The organism is Variovorax sp. UMC13 (assembly GCF_014170375.1).
Lineage (GTDB): Bacteria > Pseudomonadota > Gammaproteobacteria > Burkholderiales > Burkholderiaceae_C > Variovorax.
The window spans coordinates 95,361-115,959 of record NZ_LZZW01000011.1 but is presented as its reverse complement, the minus strand read 5'-3'; the positions used below and the strand labels follow the sequence as shown (position 1 = coordinate 115,959).

General features: G+C 69.5%; 22 protein-coding genes. 9 read left to right on the top strand and 13 right to left on the bottom strand.

Features of this window, described 5'->3' with window-relative positions; all coding sequences use genetic code 11:
- Nucleotides 1–4: 4 nt before the first annotated feature.
- The gene (locus A9977_RS07450) at nucleotides 5–436 is read left to right on the top strand and encodes a DUF4019 domain-containing protein (RefSeq protein WP_183024251.1); all 432 of its coding nucleotides are present in this window, start codon (nucleotides 5–7) and stop codon (nucleotides 434–436) included.
- A 7-nt stretch (nucleotides 437–443) separates the two neighbouring features.
- Nucleotides 444–956 (top strand): NUDIX hydrolase, encoded by a 513-nt coding sequence (locus A9977_RS07445; RefSeq protein ID WP_183024250.1) that lies wholly within the window; start codon nucleotides 444–446, stop codon nucleotides 954–956.
- 66 nt (nucleotides 957–1,022) lie between these two features.
- Here the strand turns inward: A9977_RS07445 and mnmA are convergent, their stop codons facing one another.
- Nucleotides 1,023–2,183 carry a tRNA 2-thiouridine(34) synthase MnmA gene (mnmA, locus tag A9977_RS07440; protein ID WP_183024249.1) on the bottom strand — a complete coding sequence of 387 codons (1,161 nt, stop codon included), beginning with the start codon at nucleotides 2,181–2,183 and terminating at the stop codon, nucleotides 1,023–1,025.
- Nucleotides 2,184–2,277: 94 nt separating this feature from the next.
- On the opposite strand from mnmA, the gene A9977_RS07435 reads away from it, so the two are divergent.
- Entirely contained in the window at nucleotides 2,278–3,159 is an 882-nt protein-coding gene (locus A9977_RS07435) for a LysR substrate-binding domain-containing protein (protein ID WP_183024248.1), read from the top strand.
- A gap of 97 nt (nucleotides 3,160–3,256) precedes the next feature.
- Nucleotides 3,257–4,408 (top strand): alpha-hydroxy acid oxidase, encoded by a 1,152-nt coding sequence (locus A9977_RS07430; RefSeq protein WP_183024247.1) that lies wholly within the window; start codon nucleotides 3,257–3,259, stop codon nucleotides 4,406–4,408.
- A gap of 7 nt (nucleotides 4,409–4,415) precedes the next feature.
- Here the strand turns inward: A9977_RS07430 and A9977_RS07425 are convergent, their stop codons facing one another.
- Nucleotides 4,416–5,417, bottom strand: a complete 1,002-nt coding sequence (locus tag A9977_RS07425) for an LLM class flavin-dependent oxidoreductase (protein ID WP_183024246.1) — start codon at nucleotides 5,415–5,417, stop codon at nucleotides 4,416–4,418.
- 85 nt (nucleotides 5,418–5,502) lie between these two features.
- Between A9977_RS07425 and A9977_RS07420 the strand changes: the two genes are divergently transcribed.
- Complete coding sequence (locus tag A9977_RS07420; protein WP_183024245.1) at nucleotides 5,503–5,973, top strand: DUF6314 family protein; 471 nt, start codon at nucleotides 5,503–5,505, stop codon at nucleotides 5,971–5,973.
- Here A9977_RS07420 and A9977_RS07415 read toward each other — a convergent pair.
- From A9977_RS07415 to A9977_RS07385, 7 genes are all read right to left on the bottom strand, one after another.
- Nucleotides 5,970–6,551: a biotin transporter BioY gene (locus A9977_RS07415; protein ID WP_183024244.1), complete on the bottom strand. Its 582-nt coding sequence runs from the start codon at nucleotides 6,549–6,551 to the stop codon at nucleotides 5,970–5,972. The genes A9977_RS07420 and A9977_RS07415 overlap by 4 nt on opposite strands.
- A gap of 45 nt (nucleotides 6,552–6,596) precedes the next feature.
- Entirely contained in the window at nucleotides 6,597–7,190 is a 594-nt protein-coding gene (locus tag A9977_RS07410) for an energy-coupling factor transporter transmembrane protein EcfT (RefSeq protein WP_183024243.1), read from the bottom strand.
- Nucleotides 7,183–7,914, bottom strand: coding sequence for an ABC transporter ATP-binding protein (locus A9977_RS07405; protein ID WP_310936102.1), 732 nt, complete (start codon nucleotides 7,912–7,914; stop codon nucleotides 7,183–7,185). The genes A9977_RS07410 and A9977_RS07405 overlap by 8 nt, the downstream gene beginning before the upstream one ends.
- Nucleotides 7,915–7,980: 66 nt before the next feature.
- Nucleotides 7,981–9,660: an FxLYD domain-containing protein gene (locus tag A9977_RS07400; RefSeq protein ID WP_183024241.1), complete on the bottom strand. Its 1,680-nt coding sequence runs from the start codon at nucleotides 9,658–9,660 to the stop codon at nucleotides 7,981–7,983.
- Between the two features lie 72 nt (nucleotides 9,661–9,732).
- Entirely contained in the window at nucleotides 9,733–11,100 is a 1,368-nt protein-coding gene (locus A9977_RS07395; RefSeq protein ID WP_183024240.1) for an MFS transporter, read from the bottom strand.
- Nucleotides 11,101–11,198: 98 nt separating this feature from the next.
- Nucleotides 11,199–11,447 (bottom strand): 2-hydroxymuconate tautomerase family protein, encoded by a 249-nt coding sequence (locus tag A9977_RS07390; protein ID WP_183024239.1) that lies wholly within the window; start codon nucleotides 11,445–11,447, stop codon nucleotides 11,199–11,201.
- A gap of 103 nt (nucleotides 11,448–11,550) precedes the next feature.
- Nucleotides 11,551–12,498 carry a dioxygenase gene (locus tag A9977_RS07385; RefSeq protein WP_183024238.1) on the bottom strand — a complete coding sequence of 316 codons (948 nt, stop codon included), beginning with the start codon at nucleotides 12,496–12,498 and terminating at the stop codon, nucleotides 11,551–11,553.
- Between the two features lie 142 nt (nucleotides 12,499–12,640).
- Between A9977_RS07385 and A9977_RS07380 the strand changes: the two genes are divergently transcribed.
- Nucleotides 12,641–13,537 (top strand): LysR substrate-binding domain-containing protein, encoded by an 897-nt coding sequence (locus A9977_RS07380; protein WP_183024237.1) that lies wholly within the window; start codon nucleotides 12,641–12,643, stop codon nucleotides 13,535–13,537.
- A 108-nt stretch (nucleotides 13,538–13,645) separates the two neighbouring features.
- Here the strand turns inward: A9977_RS07380 and ssb are convergent, their stop codons facing one another.
- Complete coding sequence (gene ssb / locus A9977_RS07375; protein WP_183024236.1) at nucleotides 13,646–14,182, bottom strand: single-stranded DNA-binding protein; 537 nt, start codon at nucleotides 14,180–14,182, stop codon at nucleotides 13,646–13,648.
- Nucleotides 14,183–14,374: 192 nt separating this feature from the next.
- On the opposite strand from ssb, the gene uvrA reads away from it, so the two are divergent.
- The 3 genes from uvrA to A9977_RS07360 all read left to right on the top strand — a co-directional run bounded on the left by uvrA (nucleotide 14,375) and on the right by A9977_RS07360 (nucleotide 19,260).
- A complete protein-coding gene (gene uvrA, locus A9977_RS07370) occupies nucleotides 14,375–17,416 on the top strand; it encodes an excinuclease ABC subunit UvrA (protein ID WP_183024235.1) in 3,042 nt (1,013 codons plus the stop codon).
- Nucleotides 17,417–17,462: 46 nt separating this feature from the next.
- Nucleotides 17,463–18,557 carry a HAMP domain-containing sensor histidine kinase gene (locus A9977_RS07365; RefSeq protein ID WP_183024234.1) on the top strand — a complete coding sequence of 365 codons (1,095 nt, stop codon included), beginning with the start codon at nucleotides 17,463–17,465 and terminating at the stop codon, nucleotides 18,555–18,557.
- 70 nt (nucleotides 18,558–18,627) lie between these two features.
- On the top strand, nucleotides 18,628–19,260 hold the full coding sequence (locus A9977_RS07360; RefSeq protein WP_183024233.1) for an MSMEG_1061 family FMN-dependent PPOX-type flavoprotein: 633 nt from the start codon (nucleotides 18,628–18,630) through the stop codon (nucleotides 19,258–19,260).
- Nucleotides 19,261–19,335: 75 nt separating this feature from the next.
- On the opposite strand, the gene A9977_RS34055 is transcribed toward A9977_RS07360, so the two are convergent.
- Genes A9977_RS34055 through A9977_RS07350 form a run of 3 tightly spaced genes read right to left on the bottom strand, consistent with a single transcriptional unit; the run spans nucleotide 19,336 to nucleotide 20,586 of the window.
- Complete coding sequence (locus A9977_RS34055; protein WP_220811587.1) at nucleotides 19,336–19,578, bottom strand: hypothetical protein; 243 nt, start codon at nucleotides 19,576–19,578, stop codon at nucleotides 19,336–19,338.
- The gene (locus A9977_RS34050; RefSeq protein ID WP_220811585.1) at nucleotides 19,550–19,819 is read right to left on the bottom strand and encodes a hypothetical protein; all 270 of its coding nucleotides are present in this window, start codon (nucleotides 19,817–19,819) and stop codon (nucleotides 19,550–19,552) included. Before A9977_RS34050 ends, A9977_RS34055 begins: the two co-directional genes overlap by 29 nt.
- On the bottom strand, nucleotides 19,816–20,586 hold the full coding sequence (locus A9977_RS07350) for a hypothetical protein (protein ID WP_183024232.1): 771 nt from the start codon (nucleotides 20,584–20,586) through the stop codon (nucleotides 19,816–19,818). Before A9977_RS07350 ends, A9977_RS34050 begins: the two co-directional genes overlap by 4 nt.
- Nucleotides 20,587–20,599: the final 13 nt, after the last annotated feature.

The window sequence follows — 20,599 nt, the reverse complement described above, 5'->3', positions numbered from 1 at the left end:
AAAGATGATCCGCTTCGCCCAACTCGCCGTTGCCGCCCTCTGCCTCGCCGGCGGCCTCGGTCTTGCCGCCGCCCAGGAGGTGGAGCCCAGCGACATGGTGCGCGGCGGACTGCAGGCGGTCCAGATGATCGACCAGGACCAGGTGGGCGAGCTCTGGGACGGGGCCGCGCCGGTGGCGCGCAAGCGGGTGCCGCGCGCCGACTTCATCGCCATGGTCGCCAAGGCGCGCGCGCCGCTCGGTGCCCCGCAGCAGCGCACCTGGGTGGCGGTGAACCGGCAGGTGGTGAACGACCCCGATCCCGAGCTCGGCGGCCAGTACGTGAGCGTGGAATACGAGAGCCGCTTCGCCGACCGGCCAACGCCGGTGCGCGAGCTGCTGAGCTTCCATCTCGACAGCGACCGCATCTGGCGCTTCAGCGGCTACGTGCTGCGCTGAGTCCGGCATGACGACGCGCTGGAAACCCAACGTCACGGTGGCCGCCGTGATCGAACGCGACGGCCGCTTCCTGCTGGTGGAAGAGCACACGGCCCACGGCCTCAAGCTCAACACGCCGGCCGGCCACCTCGATCCCGGCGAATCGCCCGCCGAGGGCTGCGCCCGCGAGGCCCTGGAGGAAACCGCCCACCACTTCACGCCCACCGCGCTGGTGGGCATCTACATGGCCCGCTTCCAGCGCGCGCCGAGCACCGCCACGGCACAGCGCGACAGCGAGGAGGACGTCACCTACCTGCGCTTCGCCTTCGCCGGCACGCTGGGCGCCTTCGAGCCCGGGCGCGCGCTCGACGAAGGCATCGTGCGCACGCTCTGGATGACGCCCGACGAACTCCGCGCCAGCGCCGACCGGCACCGCAGCCCGCTGCTGCTGGAATGCATCGAGGATTACCTGGCGGGCCAGCGCCATCCGCTGTCGCTGATCCACACCGACGCGTCGGTGCACGCCACGCCCTTGCGCTGAACGACCGGCCGCCCCTCCCCACCCTGCCCCGCCCTGTCCCTATTCCAGGGACACCGCGGAACCGGCTCAGCCGGGCCGCCGGTGTCGCCCCCCGGAGGGGGGAGGCGCCGAAGGCGCTTCGGGGGGAGAGGCAATGACTCCGCCACCCAGGCACACGTCACCGTCATACAGCACCGCCGACTGCCCCGGCGTCACCGCCCATTGCGGCTGCGCAAAGTCGAGGCGGAAGGCGCCGTTGGCCCCCTCGCCCAGCGCGCAGGCCGCATCGGCCTGCCGGTAGCGCGACTTGGCGCCGTAGCCGCCCGCCACCGGCGCGCTGCCCGCGACCCAGCTCGCGTCGTCGGCACTCAGCGTCTGCGACAGCAGCCAGGGGTGGTCGTGGCCCTGCACGACCCACAGCGTGTTGGCCGCCATGTCCTTGCGCGCCACGAACCAGGGCGAATGGTCGCCCGCGCCGCGCTGCGCGCCGCGTTCCTTCACGCCGCCGATGCCCAGGCCCTGGCGCTGGCCCAGCGTGTAGAAGCTCAGGCCCTGGTGCTCGCCCAGCGTGCGGCCGCGCTCGTCCTTGATCGGGCCCGGTTCCTTGGAGATGTAGCGGTTGAGGAACTCGCGAAAAGGCCGCTCGCCGATGAAGCAGATGCCGGTCGAGTCCTTCTTCTTCGCGTTGGGCAGGCCGATGGCGTCGGCGATGCGGCGCACCTCGGTCTTGTGCAGCTCGCCCACCGGGAACAGCGTCTTCGACAGCTGCGCCTGGTTCAGGCGGTGCAGGAAATAGCTCTGGTCCTTGGCCGGGTCCAGGCCCTTGAGCAGCTCGTGCCGGCCCGTGCCTTCGTTCAGGCGCACCCGCGCGTAATGCCCGGTGGCGATCTTCTCGGCGCCCAGCCGCATCGCGTGGTCGAGGAAGGCCTTGAACTTGATCTCGGCATTGCACAGCACGTCGGGGTTGGGCGTGCGGCCGACCTGGTACTCGCGCAGGAATTCGGCAAAGACGCGGTCCTTGTAGTCGGCCGCGAAATTGACGTGCTCGATCTCGATGCCCAGCACGTCGGCCACGCTGGCCGCGTCGATGAAGTCGACGTTCGACGAGCAGTACTCGCTGTCGTCGTCGTCCTCCCAGTTCTTCATGAAGATGCCGACCACCTCGTGGCCCTGCTGCTTGAGCAGGTGCGCGGTGACGGCGGAGTCGACGCCGCCACTCAGGCCGACCACGATGCGCTGCTTTGTCATAGGGCGCCATTGTCCCAGCCCCGGCCGACCGGTGCCCGCATGCGGGAAATCACCGAGCGGCCCCGGCCGCTGCGGGCGCGCCACAATCCCCGCCATGTCCCGCATCCCGCCCATCCAGAGCCTGCTCGCCTTCGAGGCGCTGGCGCGCCTGCGCAGCGTCACGCAGGCGGCCGAGGAACTGAGCGTCACGCCCAGCGCGGTGAGCCACCGCATCCGCCAGCTCGAGACCCAGCTCGACTGCAAGGTCTTCGCCCGCGGCGACTTCAGCCTGAGCCCCGAGGGCACGGCCTACCTGCCGCGCGTGCGCGAGGCCCTGGCCGCGCTGCAGCAGGTGCCCGGGCGCCAGCACGGTCCCGAAGCACCGACGCGGCTGCGGGTGGCCGTCACGCCCACCTTCTCGCGCCAGATCCTGCTGCCGCGGCTGGCGCGCTTTCGCCACGCCTATCCCGAGATCGAGCTGATGCTGCAGGTCACGATCCCGGGCCACCACCTGACGGCCGAGGAGGCCGACATCGAACTGCGCCTGGGCCAGGGCGTCTTTGCCGAGCGCGAGTCGACGCACCTGCTGTCGGAGGACATCTGCCCGGTCTGCAGCCCCGAGTACCTGCACGAGACCGGTCCGCTCGAGGGCTTCGACAGCGACGAGATCGTGGCGCGCGCGCACCTGATCCCTTCGCCGCTCGAGCCCTGGCACACCTGGTTCCGGGCCTGCGGCATCGGCCTGCCCGAGCCGCGCACCGGCACCCAGTTCAACGACCTGGGGCTGGTGCTCGACGCCGCGGTGGCCGGCTTCGGCGTGGCGCTGATGCGCCTCAAACTGGGCCAGGCCTGGCTCGACAGCGGACGGCTGGTCCGGCTGTCGCGCGAGAGCGTGCGCTCACCCAACGACTATTTCCTGTGCTGGAAACCGGGCACGCTGGAGCGCTGGGAATGTGCCGCCTTCGTCGACTGGCTGCGCCAGGCGCTGCGCGAGTGAAAAAGCTTCACGCGCACCCGGTCCAGAATTCACGCCGCCGCCCGCGCGCTGCCCCTACAGTGCGGCACGCTCCCCTTTCCTCCGAGATCGTTCCGACATGACCACCATCACCACCATCGAAGACCTGCGCGTCCTGGCCGAGAAGCGCGTGCCGCGCATGTTCTACGACTACGCCGACTCCGGTTCGTGGACCGAAGGCACCTACCGCGCCAACAGCGAGGACTTCCACAAGATCAAGCTGCGCCAGCGCGTGGCGGTCAACATGGAAGGCCGCACCACCGCCACCACCATGGTCGGCCAGGCCGCGAAGATGCCGGTCGCGATCGCGCCGGTGGGCCTGACGGGCATGCAGCATGCCGACGGCGAGATCCATGCGGCGCGCGCGGCCGAGAAGTTCGGCATCCCGTTCACGCTCTCGACCATGAGCATCTGCTCGATCGAGGACATCGCCGAGCACACGAAGGCGCCCTTCTGGTTCCAGCTCTACATGATGCGCGACCGCGAGTCGATGGCCCGCATGATCGAGCGTGCCCGCAACGCCAAGTGCAGCGCGCTGGTGCTCACGCTGGACTTGCAGGTGATCGGCCAGCGCCACAAGGACCTGAAGAACGGCCTGACCGCGCCGCCGCGGCCCACGCTGAAGAACATCGTCAACCTGGCGACCAAGCCGGCCTGGTGCCTGGGCATGCTGGGCACCAAGCGCCGCACCTTCCGCAACCTGGTCGGCCACGTCAAGGGCGTGAGCGACATGCGTTCGCTGTCGGCCTGGACCAACGAGCAGTTCGACCCCACGCTGTCGTGGGCCGACGTCGAATGGGTCAAGAAGCAATGGGGCGGCAAGCTGATCCTCAAGGGCATCATGGTGGCCGAGGACGCGCAGCTGGCGGTCGACGCCGGCGCCGACGCGATCGTGGTGAGCAACCACGGCGGCCGCCAGCTCGACGGCGCGCCCTCGAGCATCGAGGCGCTGCCGCCGATCATCGACGCGGTGGGCGCGAAGACCGAGGTTTGGATGGACGGCGGCATCCGCAGCGGCCAGGACGTGCTCAAGGCCTGGGCGCTGGGCGCGCGCGGCACCATGATCGGCCGCGCCATGGCCTACGGCCTGGGCGCGATGGGCGAAGCCGGCGTGAGCAAGGCGCTGCAGCTGATCCACAAGGAACTGGACGTGACCATGGCCTTCTGCGGCCACACCAACATCCAGAACGTGGACAAGAAGATTCTGCTGCCCGGCAGCTACCCCACCTGAGCCGGCGTCAGGCGCGGGCGGGGAACAGCTCCTTGTGCAGCCCGGCCACGATCTCGTAGGAGCGCAGCCGCGCCGCGTGGTCGTGGACCTGCGCGGTGATCATCAGCTCGTCGGCGCCGGTGCTCTCGATGAAGGCCGCCAGGCCGGCGCGCACGGTCTCGCGCGAGCCGACGGCCGAACACGACAGCACCGAGTCGAGCAGCGCACGCTCGGCCGGGCCCACGCTCGCGTAGTAGTCCTTGACCGGCGGCGGCAGCCGGCCCGGCCGTCCGCTGCGCAGGTTCACGAAGGCCTGCTGCCATGAACTCGCGCGGAAGCGCGCCTCTTCGTCGGTCTCGGCCGCGAAGGCGTTGAAGCCCAGCATCACATAGGGCTTGGCCAGCTGCGCCGAAGGCTTGAAGCTCTCGCGGTAGATCCGGATGGCCGCCATCATCTGCTGCGGCGCGAAGTGCGAGGCGAAGGCATAGGGCAGGCCCAGGTGCGCCGCCAGCTGCGCGCCGAAGGTGCTCGAGCCCAGGATCCACACCGGCACCTCGAGGCCGCGGCCCGGCACCGCCATCACCGGCTGGCGCGGTTCCTTGCTCATGAAGTCCATGAGCTCGATCACGTCCTGCGGGAACTGGTCGGAATCCGATTCGAGGTTGCGGCGCAGCGCGCGCGCGGTGCGCTGGTCGGAGCCCGGCGCGCGGCCCAGGCCCAGGTCGATGCGCCCGGGGTACAACGACTCGAGCGTGCCGAACTGCTCGGCGATCACCAGCGGCGAATGGTTGGGCAGCATCACGCCGCCCGCGCCGATGCGGATGGTCGAAGTGCCGGCGCCGATGTGGGCCAGCAGCACGGCCGTGGCCGCGCTCGCGATGCCGGGCATGCCGTGGTGCTCGGCCAGCCAGTAGCGGCGGTAGCCCTGCGCCTCGGCATGCTGCGCCAGCGACAGGGAATTCTTGAACGACTGCGCGGCATCGCTGCCCTCGCAGATGGGAGAGAGATCGAGGATGGAGAAATCGGCCATGGCGCGCATCATGGACCGATCGGCTTCTGCCTGCTGGAGCAGGCCATTGCGGGCTCTGCTAGGGCCGTTGCCTTAGAGTTCTGCCATGACCCGCCGCCATTCACCCACCCAGCCGCCCTGGGGCAATGCCGAGGCGGTCTTCGACCGGCTCGAAGGCGCCTGGCAGCTGATGCGCACCATCGAAGGCCAGGCCGAGATGCGCGGCGTGGCGCTGTTCACGCGCGAAGGGCCCGACAGCCTGCACTACCGCGAGGACGGCCGGGTGCGCCTGGCCAACGGCCAGTCCTTCGACGGGCACCGCGACTACCGCTTCGAACGGGCGCCGGACGGCCTGGCCGTGTTCTTCGCCGAGACCCCGCCACGGCTCTTCCATGCCATCGCGCTGACCGCGGACGGCGACGGCTGGACCGGCGCGGCCACGCACCTGTGCACACCCGACACCTACGAGAGCCGCTATCGCTTCCTGGCCGACGGCCGCTTCGTGATCCGCCACACGGTGCACGGCCCGCGCAAGGCCTATGTGTCGGAGACGGTGTTCGCCCGCGGCAGCGTTTAGTCGCGATCGAGGCGCCAGCCCGGCATGCCGCGCATCACGGTCTGGACCAGCAGCGCGCACAGCGCGCACTTGACCAGGTCGCCCGGGATGAAGATCAGCATGGCCATGGTGGCCTGCGTCAGCGACATGTGGGCCACCCACGACAGGCCGGCGATACCGAAGGCATAGACCACCAAGATACCGCCAACCAGCGCGGCCGCGAAGGCGCCGGCCCACAGGGCCGCGCCGGTCAGGCGCGCCATGCGGCGCATCAGCAGGCCGCAGGCGAAGGCGCCGAACATCCAGCCGAACAGGAAGCCCGCGGTCGGCCCCACGAACACGCCCAGGCCGCCGCGGCCGCCCGGCAGCAGCGGCAGGCCCAGCGCCACGGCCAGCAGGAACAGCGCCACCGCGCAGAAGCCGCGCCGCGGCCCGAGCAGGCAGCCGGCCAGCATCACGCCCAGCGACTGCAGCGTGATCGGCACGCCGAAGGGCAGGTCGATCTTGGGGATCAGGCCGAACACCGCCATCAGGGCCGCGAACAGCGCGACATAGGACAGCGAACGGGACGAAGTGAGGGAACCGGCGGAGGAAGTCATGGTGGTCGATCCAGTGAGGAAACGGAAATGTCGTGGCGGGCGCCGTCAACGGCCCAGCCGGGCCGCCAGCGCGTCGGCCACGCGCTCCGCGGTCTGCAGGGTGCGGATGGTCAGCGGCGCGAGCAGGCGGAAACCGCCGCCATGGCCCGCGCGCACCCGGTAGGCGTCGTCGAGGCGCTGCCACTGGGCATGGAAATTCTCGGCGAAACGCAGCATCAGCCCCAGGCCCAGCGCCAGCCGCTCGGTCGGCACGCCCAGGCGTTGCAGCGGATGCAGCACGGCCTCGAGCACGGCCAGCAGGTCGTCGAAGCGCGTGCTCAGCGTGAGCATCAGGGCCAGCAGCGCGGCGCTCGCGAGCCGCAGCGCGCTCACCACGCCCAGCAGGGTCGAGCCCAGCGCCACATGGAAGCCGACGATCAGGGCGCCGGCCACCGCCATGCCCAGCAGCATGCGCGCGCGGCGCCACGCGGGCGGGCCGAGCGAGGCGAAGCACAGCAGCACGACGCCGAACACCACGGCGAGCGGCAGCGGCCGGTTCATCAGCACCAGCAGCGTGCCGCCGACCGACAGGCTCGCGAGCTTGAGCCAGGCCGGCAGCGCGTGCAGCCAGGTGCTTTGCGACGAGTAGAGGCTACGCATGCAGCGCACCGTGGCGTTGGGAATCGGCCTCGGCGCGCGCCCGCACGTCGTCGGCATAGGCCGCGCACACCACCGGGCCCGGGCCGTCGGCGCGCACCTGCCCGTCGGCCAGCCACAGCACGCGTTCGAAGTCGCGCACGGTGTCGAGCTGGTGGGTGGACACCACCACCTGCTGTTCGGTCGCCGCGAGCTGCGCCGACAGGCGCGCCTGGCTCGGCAGGTCGAGGCTGGCGAAGGGCTCGTCCAGCAGCAGCGTGCGCGGGCTGCAGATCTGCAGCGCCAGCAGGCAGACCTGCTGGCGCTGACCCTGGCTGAGTTCGCCCACCGCGCGGGCCGCCCAGTCCGCCAGGCCGCGCTGCGCGAGGAACTCCTTCGCCTCCGCGCGTGCTTCGGCACGCGGCGCGCCCTGCGCCGTCAGGCTGAAAGCCAGCTCCTCGGCCACGGTCGGGAAGACGATCTGGTCGTCGGGGTTCTGGAACATCAGGCCGATGTGGCGCGGCAGCTGGCGGCGCTCGGAGACGGTGTCCAGGCCATGCACCCGCACCCGGCCCGCGTCGGGCCGGTCGAGCCCGCACAGCAGGCGGAACAGGCTGCTCTTGCCGGCGCCGTTGTCACCGACCAGGCCGATGCGGCGCTCGGTCAAATGCAGCGTGAGCCCTTCGAACACGCGCCGCGTGCCACGCACCAGCGTGACATCCTCGAGGCGCAGGCCATCGGCGGGCAAGGGGGGATTGGTTGTCTGGAGCAAGGGGCGCCACTTTACTTGAAGCCTTCGACGGGCCCGTTCACCCTAATCCGTGCTCTGGTAGACCGTGCTCACCGTCGCGAAATCGCCGCCCTGCTGCTCGATCCGCACCTCGAAAGGCACGCTCTCGCCCGGGCCGATGGCCGGCAGCTTGTCGACCGGCTTGAAGCCGGTGAGCCGCCCCGCCTTGTCGCGCAGGCTGACCCAGACCCGCGCCTTGCGCACGATGGCCGCGCCCGGGTTCTTCACCTCGCCCTTGACCAGCACGGCCTTGTAGCTGAAGCGCTGGCTGAAGTTGACCAGCACGCTGCCCATCTGGGCCTCGGTGCCGGTCACGCGCACTTCGAGCGGGATGCGCGGGCCCGGCAACGCCGCGGCACGCATCGGCTTCCACTCGACCCGGGTCTGCGTGATGCGGTCGGCCCGGAGCGGATCGACCTGCACCGGCATGCGCTCGCCCGGGTAGAGGTAGGCCATGCCATCGAGCCGCGTGGTGCCGTCGAGGGTGTTGCCGTCGAAGCGCGAGATCACGGCGGCCGGCGTGACGGCGATCAGGTCCTTGCTGCGATTCACCAGCTCGGTCATGTAGGTGCGCTGGCGGATCGTGTTGACGCCGGGGATCAGCGGCAGCAGCTCGAGTTGCGCCAGGTCGAAGCGTTCGGCGTCTTCGGCCAGCAGGTCCTCGGTGCTCATGCGCAGTTCGGGGTTGAAGGCTTCGGGCGCGCCCACGGTGCGCACCACGCGGTCGGCCGCGCGCACCGCGCTGCGGCTGCCGTCGGGATGGCTCACATGCTGGTCGATGCGGTAGTCCCAGGCGGCGACGGGCGTGCTGCCGCCGAAGCGGTCGATGCGCACCTCGACCGCGCTGCGTTCGCCGGGACGCAGTTCACTGCCCTGCACGTAGCCGCGGCCAAAGCCGATCGGCGCGCCGCTGTCGTCGTAGGCGGTGGCCAGCACCTGGAGGCCGGTCAGCGTGGCGTCGGTGCGCGGGTTCACGAGGCGGCCCACCAGCCGCAGCTCGTCCTTCTGCTGCACCAGCCGCACGCGCGCGAAGCGCAGGGCGGGCCCGTCGACCACGCGTTGGGGCGCGGACAGCCGCGACACCGTGAGTTCCTGCCGCGTGACGGCCTGGTCGCCGTTGGGCAGATCGATCAGCAGCGGCGCCGACTCGCCCGGCATCAGCAGCGCCACCGGCAGGCTCTCGGTGCGCGTGCCGAGCCGGGTCTCGCCGTCGTAGAACTGCGCCTCGACGCGCGGCGTCTCGAGGGCCTGCCCGGTCTCGTTGCGCGCCAGCACGAAGAGCCTTGGCCGCGCCGAGCTGCCACTGCCGACCAGCACCTGGCGCGGCTCACCGAGCTTGAGCCCGTCGACCGGGATCGTGCGGTCGACCTTCACCGCCGCCAGCGGCGCGATCGCCGCACCGGAGCGGCTCTTGGGCAGGAAGGCGCTGACGGCGAAGACCACGGCGCCCAGCACCACCATCGCGCCCAGGGCCAACCCCAGCATGCGGATCTGCTGCGCACCGCGCGCCGCCTGCTCCTTCGCCAGCCGATCGGCCGCCGCATCCTTGACCTGCTCCAGCACCCGGTCGAGCCGCGCCGAGACATCGTCCTCCACCACCGCCACCGACCCGCAATGCGCACACTCGTACTGGTTGAGGCCGGTGCGCCTGAGCACGCTGCTGCCGCATTCGGCGCACTTGAGGGTCTGCAGGTTGATGGTCATGGGGACGCATTGTCTGCGACCCATTCCCTCGAGAGCATGCCCTGCGCCAGCACGGCCAGGGCCTCTGCACGTTCAGTGGGCTCGCTGCGCCAGGTCGGCCGGTGTCGCCAGCGCGTGCACACCCCGGCTGGCCACGAGCTTGACGACCAGGGCCAGGGTCGCGATGAGCGCCGGCACGCTGGCCAGGGTGAAGATCATGTCGAAGCCCAGGTGCCGGCGCATCAGCTCCGCGCCCACCAGCGCGCCGGCGATGCCACCGCAGCGACCGATGCCCATCATCCACGACACGCCGGTCGCACGGCCCTGCGTCGGATAGAACTGGGCCGCCAGCGCCGGCATCGCCGTCTGCGCGCCGTTCATGAACACGCCGGCCAGGAAGATGAGCGTGGCGAGCACCCCCAGGCTCGCGGTGCCCTGGCCGATGCCGAACACGAAGGCCGCGGTCAATGCATAGGCCGCGGCGATCACCGCATGGGGGTTGGTGCGGTCCATCAACCAGCCGACGGCCACGGCACCGATGCCGCCGCCCAGCGGGAACAGCGCAGCCATCAGGGCCGCACGCTCGATGCTGAAGCCCACCTCCTTCATCAGCACCGGCATCCAGCTGGTCAGCAGGTAGAAGATCAGCAATCCCATGAAGTAGGTCAGCCAGAGCATCACCGAACCGAGCAGGTAGGCACGCGACAGCACCAGGCCGATGGCGCGCTTGCCGGAGGCCTGGGTCGGTTCGGGCACGACGAACACCGTGCCTTCGGCGATCGGCCGCTGCGTCATGCGGCGCAGGACCTTGCGGATGCGGTCGGCGGGCTTGCGGTTGACGACCAGGTAGCGCAGCGACTCGGGAAGCCGCCACGCCAGGACGCAGGCCAGCACCAGCGGAAGGGCACCGCCCAGCACCAGGACGCTTCGCCACCCGTGGTGGGGAATCATCCATGCGGCGACGAGCCCTCCGCCCGCCGCGCCCAGCGGGAAGCCGCAGAACATCGCGTTGGTCAGCAGGGAGCGGCGCGCGGCCGGCGCGTATTCCGCGGTCAGGGTCGCGGCGTTCGGCATGGCTGCGCCCAGCCCGATTCCGGTGACGAACCTCAGGACCGTCAGCATCTCGAGGCTGGTGGAGAAGGCGGTCGCCAGGCTGGCGATGCCGAAGAAGGCGACCGAGACCACCAGCACCGCCTTCCTGCCGACCCGGTCGGCCAGCGGCCCCGCGGTGACGGCACCGATCGCGAGACCGAAGAGCGCGGCACTCAGCACCGGTCCGAGCGCGGACTTCTCTACACCCCACTCCGCCAGCAGGGCGGGGGCGATGTAGCCGATCGCGGCCGTGTCGAAGCCGTCCACGACCAGGATCAGGAAGCAGAGGGCCAGCAGCACCCAGTGGAAGGCGCCGAAGCGCTGCCGGTCGATGAGCTGCTGGATGTCGAGTGGGGGCTTGTCGTTCATGGTGTCTCCGTGGTTCGGTGTGAAGCGCCACGGGCTCGCGGTTCTGCCGGCGACCCGCGGTACCGCAGCCGCCTTCGCTTCGCAGCGCGTGGCTTGATTCAGTTGGACAGCAGCTTGGCCGTGGCCTGCGCCACCGGGTCCGGCGGGCGCTCGGCATTCGGCGGCGCGAGGCCGACGGGCTGTCCGCCGCGCCCCCAGCGGTCCGCCGGGTATTCGTCCAGCAGCACGCGCACGCCATCGATCGGCATCTCCAGGCTGTCGGCCATGGCGCGCGACACGCTTTCGATCAGGCGTCGCTTCTTCTCGGCGCTGCGCCCCTCGATGATCTTGATCAATGCAATGGGCATGGGGCGGCACTCGAAGGAGGAAGGGGGCGGAAGGGGTGCGGCGGCACCGGCCATGCGATGGCGGTCCCGGCCGGTCCGGGCCATGGGCGCGACGGACTCTTCTTCATGGGCGGCGCGCCAGCACCTGAAGCTGCGGGCGTTCGCCGCCGGCCTTGCCGGTGATGGGTGGCGCGGGCAGGCGGGCCTCGCCCGGCTCGATCACGAAATGGTGTGCGAGCGAGTACCAGGGGCCGCTCACGTCCGCCGCGGGCGGCACATCGCCGCTGCCATGGAGCACGTACTGGCCGACCAGCGCATGGGTGACGCCGAACTGCACATCGGTCTCGAGGTTCGGGTCGTCGCTCGAGTACACCTGCGAGAACTGGGTCTTGAAGCCCGCCTTGTGGATCATGAAGTGGATGTGCGCGGGCCGCATGTTGTGCCGCCCCTGCGCGCGCAGCAACGCGCCCACCGGCCCGCTCAGCGGGATCGGATAGCCCGCCGGCTTCACGCTGCGGAAGGCGATGTGCCCCTTGGCGTCGGTGATGAACTTGCCGCGCAGGTTCATGTCGCCCTGGGCCGGGTCCTGGTTCTCGTAGAGGCCATCGGCGGAGGTGTGCCACACGTCGACCTCGGCGCCCGCCACCGGCTGGCCCTGGCGGTCGCGCACCCAGGCGTCCACGAAGATCGGCGCGCCAGGCGTCGGGGTGCGCACGATGGAGCCGCCGTTCTCGGTGCGCGGCGAATCCATGCGCCAGAACGGCCCCATCAGGTTGGCGGTGGTGTCGGTCTGGCCCTGGTCGCCGTTGTTCAGCAGGCAGACCAGCGAAGAGATGCCCAGCGAGCCCGCGATCAGTACCACCTCGTTGTGCGATGCGGTCGTGAGCTGCCCGAGCTGCGCGATCAGCGCGCACGACCGGTGGAACTCGGCCTCGGTCAGGCGGGCGTCGCGCACGAAGCCATGCAGGTGCCGGACCGCGGCCTGCATGATCTCCCTGAAGCGCGGGTCTTCGGCGCGCGCGAGTTCCGCGAGCACCGCGGCGGTCACGTCCTGCTGGGTCTTGATGATCATCGTCCGGGTCTCCTGTCTGCCGTCTTCTGCCACGCTGCGGGTCTTGCCGGCCCGAATGTTCGCGCTGCCGCGCGATACAGTCCAATACTGTCGTGGGCGCCTGCCATACTTTTTTGGTATCCCCTGCCCGAGGAGTCATCGAATGGATTTGCGACAGATGCGCTACTTCCTGGCGCTCGCGCAGGAACGCAGCTTTTCCCGCGCGGCCGAGCGCCTGCACATGGCGCAACCGCCGCTGTCGCGGCAGATCCGGCAGCTCGAGGAGGACCTGGGAACGCCGCTGTTCCTGCGCACCCCGCGCGGCGTGGAACTCACCGAAGCCGCCGAATCGCTGCTGCAGGACGTGCCCAACATCCTGGCCCTGTCCCAGCTCGCGCGCGAACGCGCCCTGCGCGCGGGCAAGGGCCTGACGGGGGACCTGCAGGTCGGCATCTTCGGTTCGGGCGTGCTCCATGTGATCCCGCTGCTGATCGGCCGCTTCCATGCGCTGCGCCCCGACGTGCGCATCCACCTGCACACGCTGACCAAGGGGGAGCAGATCCAGGCGCTGCGCGAGCACCGGATCACGGTCGGCTTCCATCGCCTGCCGCCCGCGGAGCCCGATCTGGCCGTGCGCCGGGTGCTGCGCGAGCCGATGTACGTGGGCATGCACGAGGACCATGCGCTGGCCGCGCGGACGCAGGTCTCGATCGCCGACCTGGCGGACGAACCCATGGTCCTCTACCCAAACACGCCCCTGGCCGGGCTCGCGCAGGAGGTCATGAACGCGTTCCGGCGGGAGAAGGTGGCGCTGCGCATCGCGCAGGAAGTGGAGGACGTCACGACCTGCGTGGCGCTGGTGTCGGCCCGGCTCGGGCTCTGCATCACGACCGAATCCGGCGCCATGCTCCGGCTGCCCGGCGTGGTGTTTCGGCCGTTGAAGTCGCGCCACCTCAAGGACATCGAGCTGAGCTGCGTCTACCGGCAGGCCGATCGCTCGCCGGTCCTCGCGGCATTCCTGGAGGTGGTCAAGGACTACCCGGGGGGCTCGAAGCGGTAGGCCAGGCCCCCTCAGCCCTGTGTGGCCATGGATTTCCGGCCACAAGAAAAAAGGGCCTGCGGCTCGAAGCGCAGGCCCTTGTTCATTGGGCGAGAGGGCCGAAAGGCTTCAGAACGGAATGTCGTCGTCCATGTCGTCGAAGCCCGACGACGAACGCGCCGGCGCCGAGGCCGGTGCCTGGCGGGGGGCCGGTGCCTGGCGCGGTGCCGCGGCCGCGGGACGCGAGTAACCGCCACCACCGCCGCCGCCGTTGCCGCCGCCCTGCGAATAGCCGCCGTCGTCACCGCCGCCGGCCGGGCCGCCCATGCCCTGGCGGCTGCCCAGCATCTGCATCTGGTCGACGCGGATGTCGGTGGCGTACTTCTCGACGCCGTCCTTGTCCTGGTACTTGCGGGTGCGGATCTGGCCTTCGACGTAGATCTGCGAGCCCTTGCGCAGGTATTGCGCGGCGATTTCGGCGAGGCGGCCGTTGAACACCAGGCGGTGCCACTCGGTCGCTTCCTTCATCTCGCCGCTCTGCTTGTCCTTCCACTTGTCGGTGGTGGCCAGGGTCACGTTGCAGACCTGGTCCCCGCTCGGGAAGGTACGGGTTTCGGGATCGCGGCCCAGATTGCCGACGAGGATGACTTTGTTGACCGATGCCATGTGCACTGCCCCTGATGAATGGATGAAGAGGAGGAAAAAAGAACCGGCGATTATCGCCGCTCGGGGCCGGCCTGCGGGAACCGGCCGTCGCCGGCACCGCGGCGGGTTCCGGGCCGGCCTAAACCGGAGCCCAGCCGAGGAAAGCCCGGGCGTCTATCATGTCCGGTTGCCCAAAAAATCGGACCGCCGCCTGTGAATTCGCCCCAAAACGACGCCTACCTCGGTGCCGTGCTCGCGCAGCAGCGCATCAGCATCCGCGGCGCACGCACGCACAACCTCAAGAACGTCGACCTCGACATCCCGCGCAACAAGCTGGTGGTGATCACCGGCCTGTCGGGCTCGGGCAAGTCCAGCCTGGCCTTCGACACGCTGTACGCCGAGGGCCAGCGCCGCTATGTGGAAAGCCTGTCGGCCTATGCGCGGCAGTTCCTGCAGCTCATGGACAAGCCCGATGTCGACGTGATCGAGGGCCTGTCGCCCGCGATCAGCATCGAGCAGAAGGCCACCAGCCACAACCCGCGCTCCACCGTGGGCACGGTGACCGAGATCCACGACTACCTGCGCCTGCTCTACGCCCGTGCCGGCACGCCCTACTGCCCCGACCACCACCTGCCGCTGCAGGCGCAGACGGTGTCGCAGATGGTCGATGCGACGCTGGCCATCCCCGACGAGCCGCGCCTCATGATCCTGGCGCCGGTCGCGCGCGAGAAGAAGGGCGAGTTCCTCGAGCTCTTCGCCGAGATGCAGGCCGCGGGCTATGTGCGCTTTCGCGTCGACGGCGCGACCTACGAATACAACGACCTGCCCAAGCTCAAGAAGACCGAGAAGCACGACATCGACGTGGTGATCGACCGGCTGCGCGCGCGCCCCGACATGCAGCAGCGCCTGGCCGAGAGCTTCGAGGCCGCGTTGCGCCTGGCCGACGGCCGCGCCATCACGCTGGAGATGGGCGACGAGAACACCGTGGCCGGCAAGGAGCACCTGTTCAACGCCAAGTTCGCCTGCCCCATCTGCCACTACTCGCTGGCCGAACTGGAACCGCGGCTGTTCTCCTTCAACTCGCCGGTCGGCGCCTGCCCCAGCTGTGACGGCCTGGGCCACCGCGAGTTCTTCGACCCGAGCCGGGTGGTCGCCTTCGCCTCGCTGTCGCTGGCCAGCGGCGCGATCAAGGGCTGGGACCGCCGCAACGGCTACTACTTCAGCATGATCGAGAGCGTCGCCAAGCACTACAAGTTCAACGTCGACGCGCCCTTCGAGTCGCTGCCGGCCGATGTGCAGGCGGTGCTGCTGCAGGGCTCGGGCGAGGAAGAGATCAAGTTCAGCTACACCATGGAGTCGGGCGCCTCGGCCGGCAAGAAGCTGGTGAAGAAGCATCCCTTCGAAGGGATCATCTCGAACATGGAGCGGCGCTACCGCGAGACCGACTCCACGCTGGTGCGCGAGGACCTGGCGCGCTACCGCAACCTGCAGCCCTGCCCAGACTGCGGCGGCTCGCGGCTGCGCATCGAGGCGCGCAACGTCTTCCTGGTCGACGACACGCCGCGCGACGACGGCAGCCTGCCGCCGAAGCTGGCGATCTACGAGGTCAGCCACCTGACGCTGCGCGACAGCCTGGCCTACTTCCAGACGCTGAAGCTGCGCGGGGCCAAGGCCGAGATCGCCGACAAGGTGGTGCGCGAGATCGGGCTGCGGCTCAAGTTCCTCAACGACGTGGGCCTCAACTACCTGAGCCTGGACCGCAGCGCCGAGACGCTGTCGGGCGGCGAGTCGCAGCGCATCCGGCTGGCCTCGCAGATCGGCTCGGGCCTGACCGGCGTGATGTACGTGCTCGACGAACCCAGCATCGGCCTGCACCAGCGCGACAACGACCGGCTGATCGGCACGCTCAAGCATCTGCGCGACATCGGCAACAGCGTGATCGTGGTCGAGCACGACGAGGACATGATCGCCGCCGCCGACCACGTGATCGACATGGGCCCGGGCGCGGGCGTGCATGGCGGGCGCGTGATGGCCGAGGGCACCTATGCCGAGGTCGCGGCCAATCCGGATTCGCTCACCGGCCAGTACCTGTCGGGCACCAAGAAGATCGCGGTGCCGGTGCATCGCACGGCCTGGCTGCCGGTGGTGGCCAAGCCGGCCTTCAACGAAGGCAAGAAGGCTTCGGCATCGCGCTTCCCGCAGAGCCCGGCCGCCGAGCGCCGCGCCGCGCGCGAGGCCGCGCACCTGGCTTCGCAAGGCGAGCTGCAGGAGATCCGCGTGGTCAACGCCAGCGGCAACAACCTCAAGAACGTGAGCGTGGCCTTCCCGGTCGGCCTGCTGACCTGCGTGACCGGCGTGTCGGGCTCGGGCAAGTCGACGCTGGTCAACGACACGCTCTACAGCGCGGTGGCGCGCACGCTCTACCGCGCCCACGACGAGCCGGCCGAGCACGAGGCCATCGAGGGCATCGAGTACTTCGACAAGGTCATCAACGTCGACCAGAGCCCGATCGGCCGCACCCCGCGCAGCAACCCGGCCACCTACACCGGCCTGTTCACGCCGATCCGCGAGCTGATGGCCGAGACCAACACCGCGCGCGAACGCGGCTACGGCCCGGGCCGCTTCAGCTTCAACGTGGCGGGCGGGCGCTGCGAGGCCTGCCAGGGCGACGGCGTGGTCAAGGTGGAGATGCACTTCCTGCCCGACGTCTACGTGCCCTGCGAGGTCTGTCACGGCCAGCGCTACAACCGCGAGACGCTCGAGGTCCAGTACAAGGGCAGGAACATCGCGCAGATCCTCGAGATGACGGTCGAGACCGCGCACGAATTCCTCAAGGCCGTGCCGACCATCGAGCGCAAGCTGCACACGCTGCTGGACGTGGGCCTCTCCTACATCAAGCTGGGCCAGGCCGCGACCACGCTGTCGGGCGGCGAGGCGCAGCGCGTGAAGCTCGCGCTCGAGCTCAGCAAGCGCGACACCGGCCGCACGCTCTACATCCTCGACGAACCGACCACCGGCCTGCACTTCGCCGACATCGAACTGCTGCTCAAGGTGCTGCACCAGCTGCGCGACGCGGGCAACACCATCGTGGTGATCGAGCACAACCTCGACGTCATCAAGACCGCCGACTGGCTGATCGACATGGGCCCCGAAGGCGGCGCCGGCGGCGGCACGGTGGTGGGCGAAGGCACGCCGGAGGACATCGCGGCGAACGAGGCGAGCCACACCGGGCGGTACCTGAAGCGGCTGCTCTGAGCGGGCCGCCTCGCCTTTCCAAGCCGCACACCGGGCCTCCCAGACCATGCCACTGATGCCGCCCGAGCGACCCGCCGCCGGCGCCCAGGCGCGCGACTACGCCATGGCGCTGGTCGCGGTGCTGGCTGCGCTGCTGCTGCGCTACCTGATGAACCCCCTGCTGGGGCAGCAGGGCCCCTACCTGATCCTGTCGCTCGCCGTCGTGGTGGCCGCGCTGTACGGCGGCTTCGGGCCGGCGCTGTTCGCCACCGTGCTGAGCACCTCCATCGGCACCTACTTCTTCATCGGCAACGGCACCGGGCTGCACGATTTCCTCCAGCCCCAGAACATCAGCCGGACCGTGCTGTTCCTGGTGATCGGCCTGAGCATCGGCCTCATCGGCGGGCGGCTGCGGACGTCGCGCCATGCACTGGCCGAGAGCGTGCGGCAACTGCGGGCCAGCAACCGCGCCAAGGACCACGCCATGGCCACGCTGGGGCACGAGATTCGCAACCCGCTGGCGGCGCTGCATTCGGCGCAGGAACTGCTGCGGCGCGCCCCCGACGACGCGAAGCGGGTGGCCTGGGCCAGCGAACTCATCGGGCGCCAGGTGCAGCAGATGACGCGCATGGCGAACGACCTGGTCGACCTCTCGGGCGTCATGCGCGGCGAGTTCCAGCTCGACCTGCGGCCGGTGGACCTGCGCGCGGTGCTGGCGCAGGCGCTGGAGCAGAGCGGGCCCCTGATCGCGAAGAAGGGGCATCGGCTGCGCACCGACCTGGGCGCCGTGCCGGTCGAGGTGCTCGGCGATGCGACGCGCCTGGTGCAGGTGTTCGCCAACCTGCTCAACAACGCGGCCAAGTACACCGACCCGGGCGGCGAGGTGGCGCTGGACCTTCGCCTCACCGCGGCGCGCAAGGTGGCCGTCACCGTGAGCGACAACGGCATCGGCATGCAGCCCGGCGCCATCGACGAGCTGTTCGAGCCTTTCGTGCAGGCGCCCGGTGCCGCGTCCAATGCCGAGGGCGGGCTGGGGCTGGGCCTGGCCATCGTGAAGAAGATCGTCGAGCGGCACGGCGGCGAGGTCTCGGCCGCCAGTGCCGGGCTGGGACAGGGCAGCACGGTGACCGTGCTGCTGCCGCTGGCGGCGTCCAGCGGCTGAAGGCTCGCGCTCCTCGGGATCGGTGACGAGCCCGAGGGCAGAATCAGGTGCAAGCCACACGGGACCGACCATGATCAGCACCCTTGCACAACTGCGCGCCCTCTATGCCGAACCTGGTGAGCGTGCACTGCGAAAGCAGCTCGACCGCCTCGACATTCACGGCCGACGATACGTCGCGCTGGCGCCCTTCTGCGTCGTCGCCAGCGCGGGAACGGGGGATGCATTGCTCGACGCCTCCCCGCGCGGCGGCGAGCCCGGCTTCATCAAGACCAGCGACGACGGCGCCACGCTGTGGCTGCCGGACTCGGGCGGCAACAACCGGCTGGACACGCTGGAAAACCTGTTGCGCGACCCGCGCATTTCGCTGATCTTCATGATCCCCGGCGTGGATGAGACGCTGCGCGTGAACGGCACGGCACGGCTGCGCGACGAGCCGTCTTTCAAGGACCGCTTCGCACACGAGCGCCAGCGGCCGAAACTGGTGATCGAGGTGGCCGTGCGCGAAGCCTATCTGCACTGCGCCAAAGCCTTCATGCGTTCGCGCCTGTGGCAGGCGCGCACCGCCGAATCGCGCGCGGCGCTGCCCAGCATGAACCAGATGATCCACGACCAGATCGGCGCCGGCCCCGTGACGGAGTCGCAGGCGCAGATGCTGGAGCGCTACCGCTTGCAACTCGAGGGCGAGCGAAGTCCCTCGATCTGAACGCGGCACCCGCAGCCACGACGGGCTGAAGCAGACCGGTTCATCGCCACGGCACCCGGCCCCGCTCGATCGGCGTCACTCGCTCAGCAGGCCCCGCTGCCCATTGTCGAACCAGGCGGAGTCGAAGCCATCGGCCAGCAGGATGGGCTTCACGCTGCTGGCGCCATCCTTGTTCAAGCGCTTCAGATACTTCACCAGGGTCTGGGCATCTTCGGTGAGGATGTGCGTCAGTGATTCACATATCGCCTGAGCGATCAGCTTGACGTCGTCCTTGACCGCACTGCGATCGTCACTGGCGTCTCGCTGGAGGTTCCGCATCAGCAAACCCGCCGTCATGGCATGGTCGATGTTGAAAGGCAGCCAGCACCTCGAAATTGCGCAAGGGCAGGTCGGTTACGGGCTGCTTGACCTGGAACTCGGAGGCCGCGACGGCCGAGAGGTACAGGGGCACACTGCGCTTCAGGGCCTCGCGCAGATAGCTGACGGCCGTCAGGTGGTGCGCACGTGCAGGATCGGCCAGCGAGATCAGGTAGCGGGTGTCCAGCAGGATCGCGCTCATTCCTTGCTGCCCCTGAGTTCGTCGATCCAGGTGCCCGCATCGGGTACGTCGCGCCAGGCTTTGGCGCCGCGTTGGGTGAGGCGATCGAGCGCCTTCTCATCGAACCGGCTCTCGTGCTCGACGAATTCGAGCAATCGGGCATTGCGGTATTCGCGCGTCGCCACGTTGTACTCGGCCACGATTCGGATCATCGCGGGCTTGTACAGCCGATTGATCTTCTCGTCGCGGAGCATCTCGCGTGCAGCATCGACGAGAAGTGCTTTGCCATCCGGCAGGCGTATGTGCGCATTCGGCTTGGTGTGCCCGCCCATGTCCTCGATCTCGCCGCGCACATAGCGTTCCACACGAACCCACTGGTCCGCATCGTCGGCGCGAAAGTCGGACTCGGCGCTGATGACGATGGCCGCCGGCAGGAAAGCGGATGCGATGCTCACGCGCCACTGCCGCCCGCCGCGGGCAGTTTTCTGCCATCGCTCGACCACCGCGCGGCGCTTCGGGCTGACGCCGTCCATCTGCTGGTCGCTCGCCAGCTTGCGCAAGTCATTCATCAAGACAGGGTTGGCCGTGGGGAATGTCCGAATCCCCAACGATCCGTTCACCACGGAGACATCCAGCGCGCTGGTGTCCACGTCATGGCCATCTCCGCGCAAGAACTCGTCTACATCCCTCGCGAAGTTGCGCAACACGGACAGCGGCACTCTGTCGGGCGTGATGTCATATCCCGCCGACTCGTCGTGCAAAGCAATCAACAACGCTTGCGCTTCCATCAAGGCATTCTAG

Excerpts from the sequence above, each read along its gene's own strand:
- A9977_RS07450 (WP_183024251.1), top strand. The coding sequence starts at position 5 with ATGATCCGCTTCGCCCAACTCGCCGTTGCCGCCCTCTGCCTCGCCGGC.
- ssb (WP_183024236.1), bottom strand. The coding sequence starts at position 14,182 with ATGGCATCGGTCAACAAAGTCATCCTCGTCGGCAATCTGGGCCGCGAT.
- A9977_RS07390 (WP_183024239.1), bottom strand. The coding sequence starts at position 11,447 with ATGCCCATTGCATTGATCAAGATCATCGAGGGGCGCAGCGCCGAGAAG.
- A9977_RS07380 (WP_183024237.1), top strand. The coding sequence starts at position 12,641 with ATGGATTTGCGACAGATGCGCTACTTCCTGGCGCTCGCGCAGGAACGC.
- A9977_RS07435 (WP_183024248.1), top strand. The coding sequence starts at position 2,278 with ATGTCCCGCATCCCGCCCATCCAGAGCCTGCTCGCCTTCGAGGCGCTG.
- A9977_RS07415 (WP_183024244.1), bottom strand. The coding sequence starts at position 6,551 with ATGACTTCCTCCGCCGGTTCCCTCACTTCGTCCCGTTCGCTGTCCTAT.
- A9977_RS07445 (WP_183024250.1), top strand. The coding sequence starts at position 444 with ATGACGACGCGCTGGAAACCCAACGTCACGGTGGCCGCCGTGATCGAA.
- A9977_RS34055 (WP_220811587.1), bottom strand. The coding sequence starts at position 19,578 with ATGCGGAACCTCCAGCGAGACGCCAGTGACGATCGCAGTGCGGTCAAG.
- A9977_RS07395 (WP_183024240.1), bottom strand. The coding sequence starts at position 11,100 with ATGAACGACAAGCCCCCACTCGACATCCAGCAGCTCATCGACCGGCAG.
- A9977_RS07400 (WP_183024241.1), bottom strand. The coding sequence starts at position 9,660 with ATGACCATCAACCTGCAGACCCTCAAGTGCGCCGAATGCGGCAGCAGC.
- A9977_RS34050 (WP_220811585.1), bottom strand. The coding sequence starts at position 19,819 with ATGAGCGCGATCCTGCTGGACACCCGCTACCTGATCTCGCTGGCCGAT.
- A9977_RS07420 (WP_183024245.1), top strand. The coding sequence starts at position 5,503 with ATGACCCGCCGCCATTCACCCACCCAGCCGCCCTGGGGCAATGCCGAG.
- A9977_RS07410 (WP_183024243.1), bottom strand. The coding sequence starts at position 7,190 with ATGCGTAGCCTCTACTCGTCGCAAAGCACCTGGCTGCACGCGCTGCCG.
- A9977_RS07360 (WP_183024233.1), top strand. The coding sequence starts at position 18,628 with ATGATCAGCACCCTTGCACAACTGCGCGCCCTCTATGCCGAACCTGGT.
- A9977_RS07430 (WP_183024247.1), top strand. The coding sequence starts at position 3,257 with ATGACCACCATCACCACCATCGAAGACCTGCGCGTCCTGGCCGAGAAG.
- mnmA (WP_183024249.1), bottom strand. The coding sequence starts at position 2,183 with ATGACAAAGCAGCGCATCGTGGTCGGCCTGAGTGGCGGCGTCGACTCC.
- A9977_RS07385 (WP_183024238.1), bottom strand. The coding sequence starts at position 12,498 with ATGATCATCAAGACCCAGCAGGACGTGACCGCCGCGGTGCTCGCGGAA.
- A9977_RS07425 (WP_183024246.1), bottom strand. The coding sequence starts at position 5,417 with ATGGCCGATTTCTCCATCCTCGATCTCTCTCCCATCTGCGAGGGCAGC.
- A9977_RS07350 (WP_183024232.1), bottom strand. The coding sequence starts at position 20,586 with ATGGAAGCGCAAGCGTTGTTGATTGCTTTGCACGACGAGTCGGCGGGA.
- A9977_RS07365 (WP_183024234.1), top strand. The coding sequence starts at position 17,463 with ATGCCACTGATGCCGCCCGAGCGACCCGCCGCCGGCGCCCAGGCGCGC.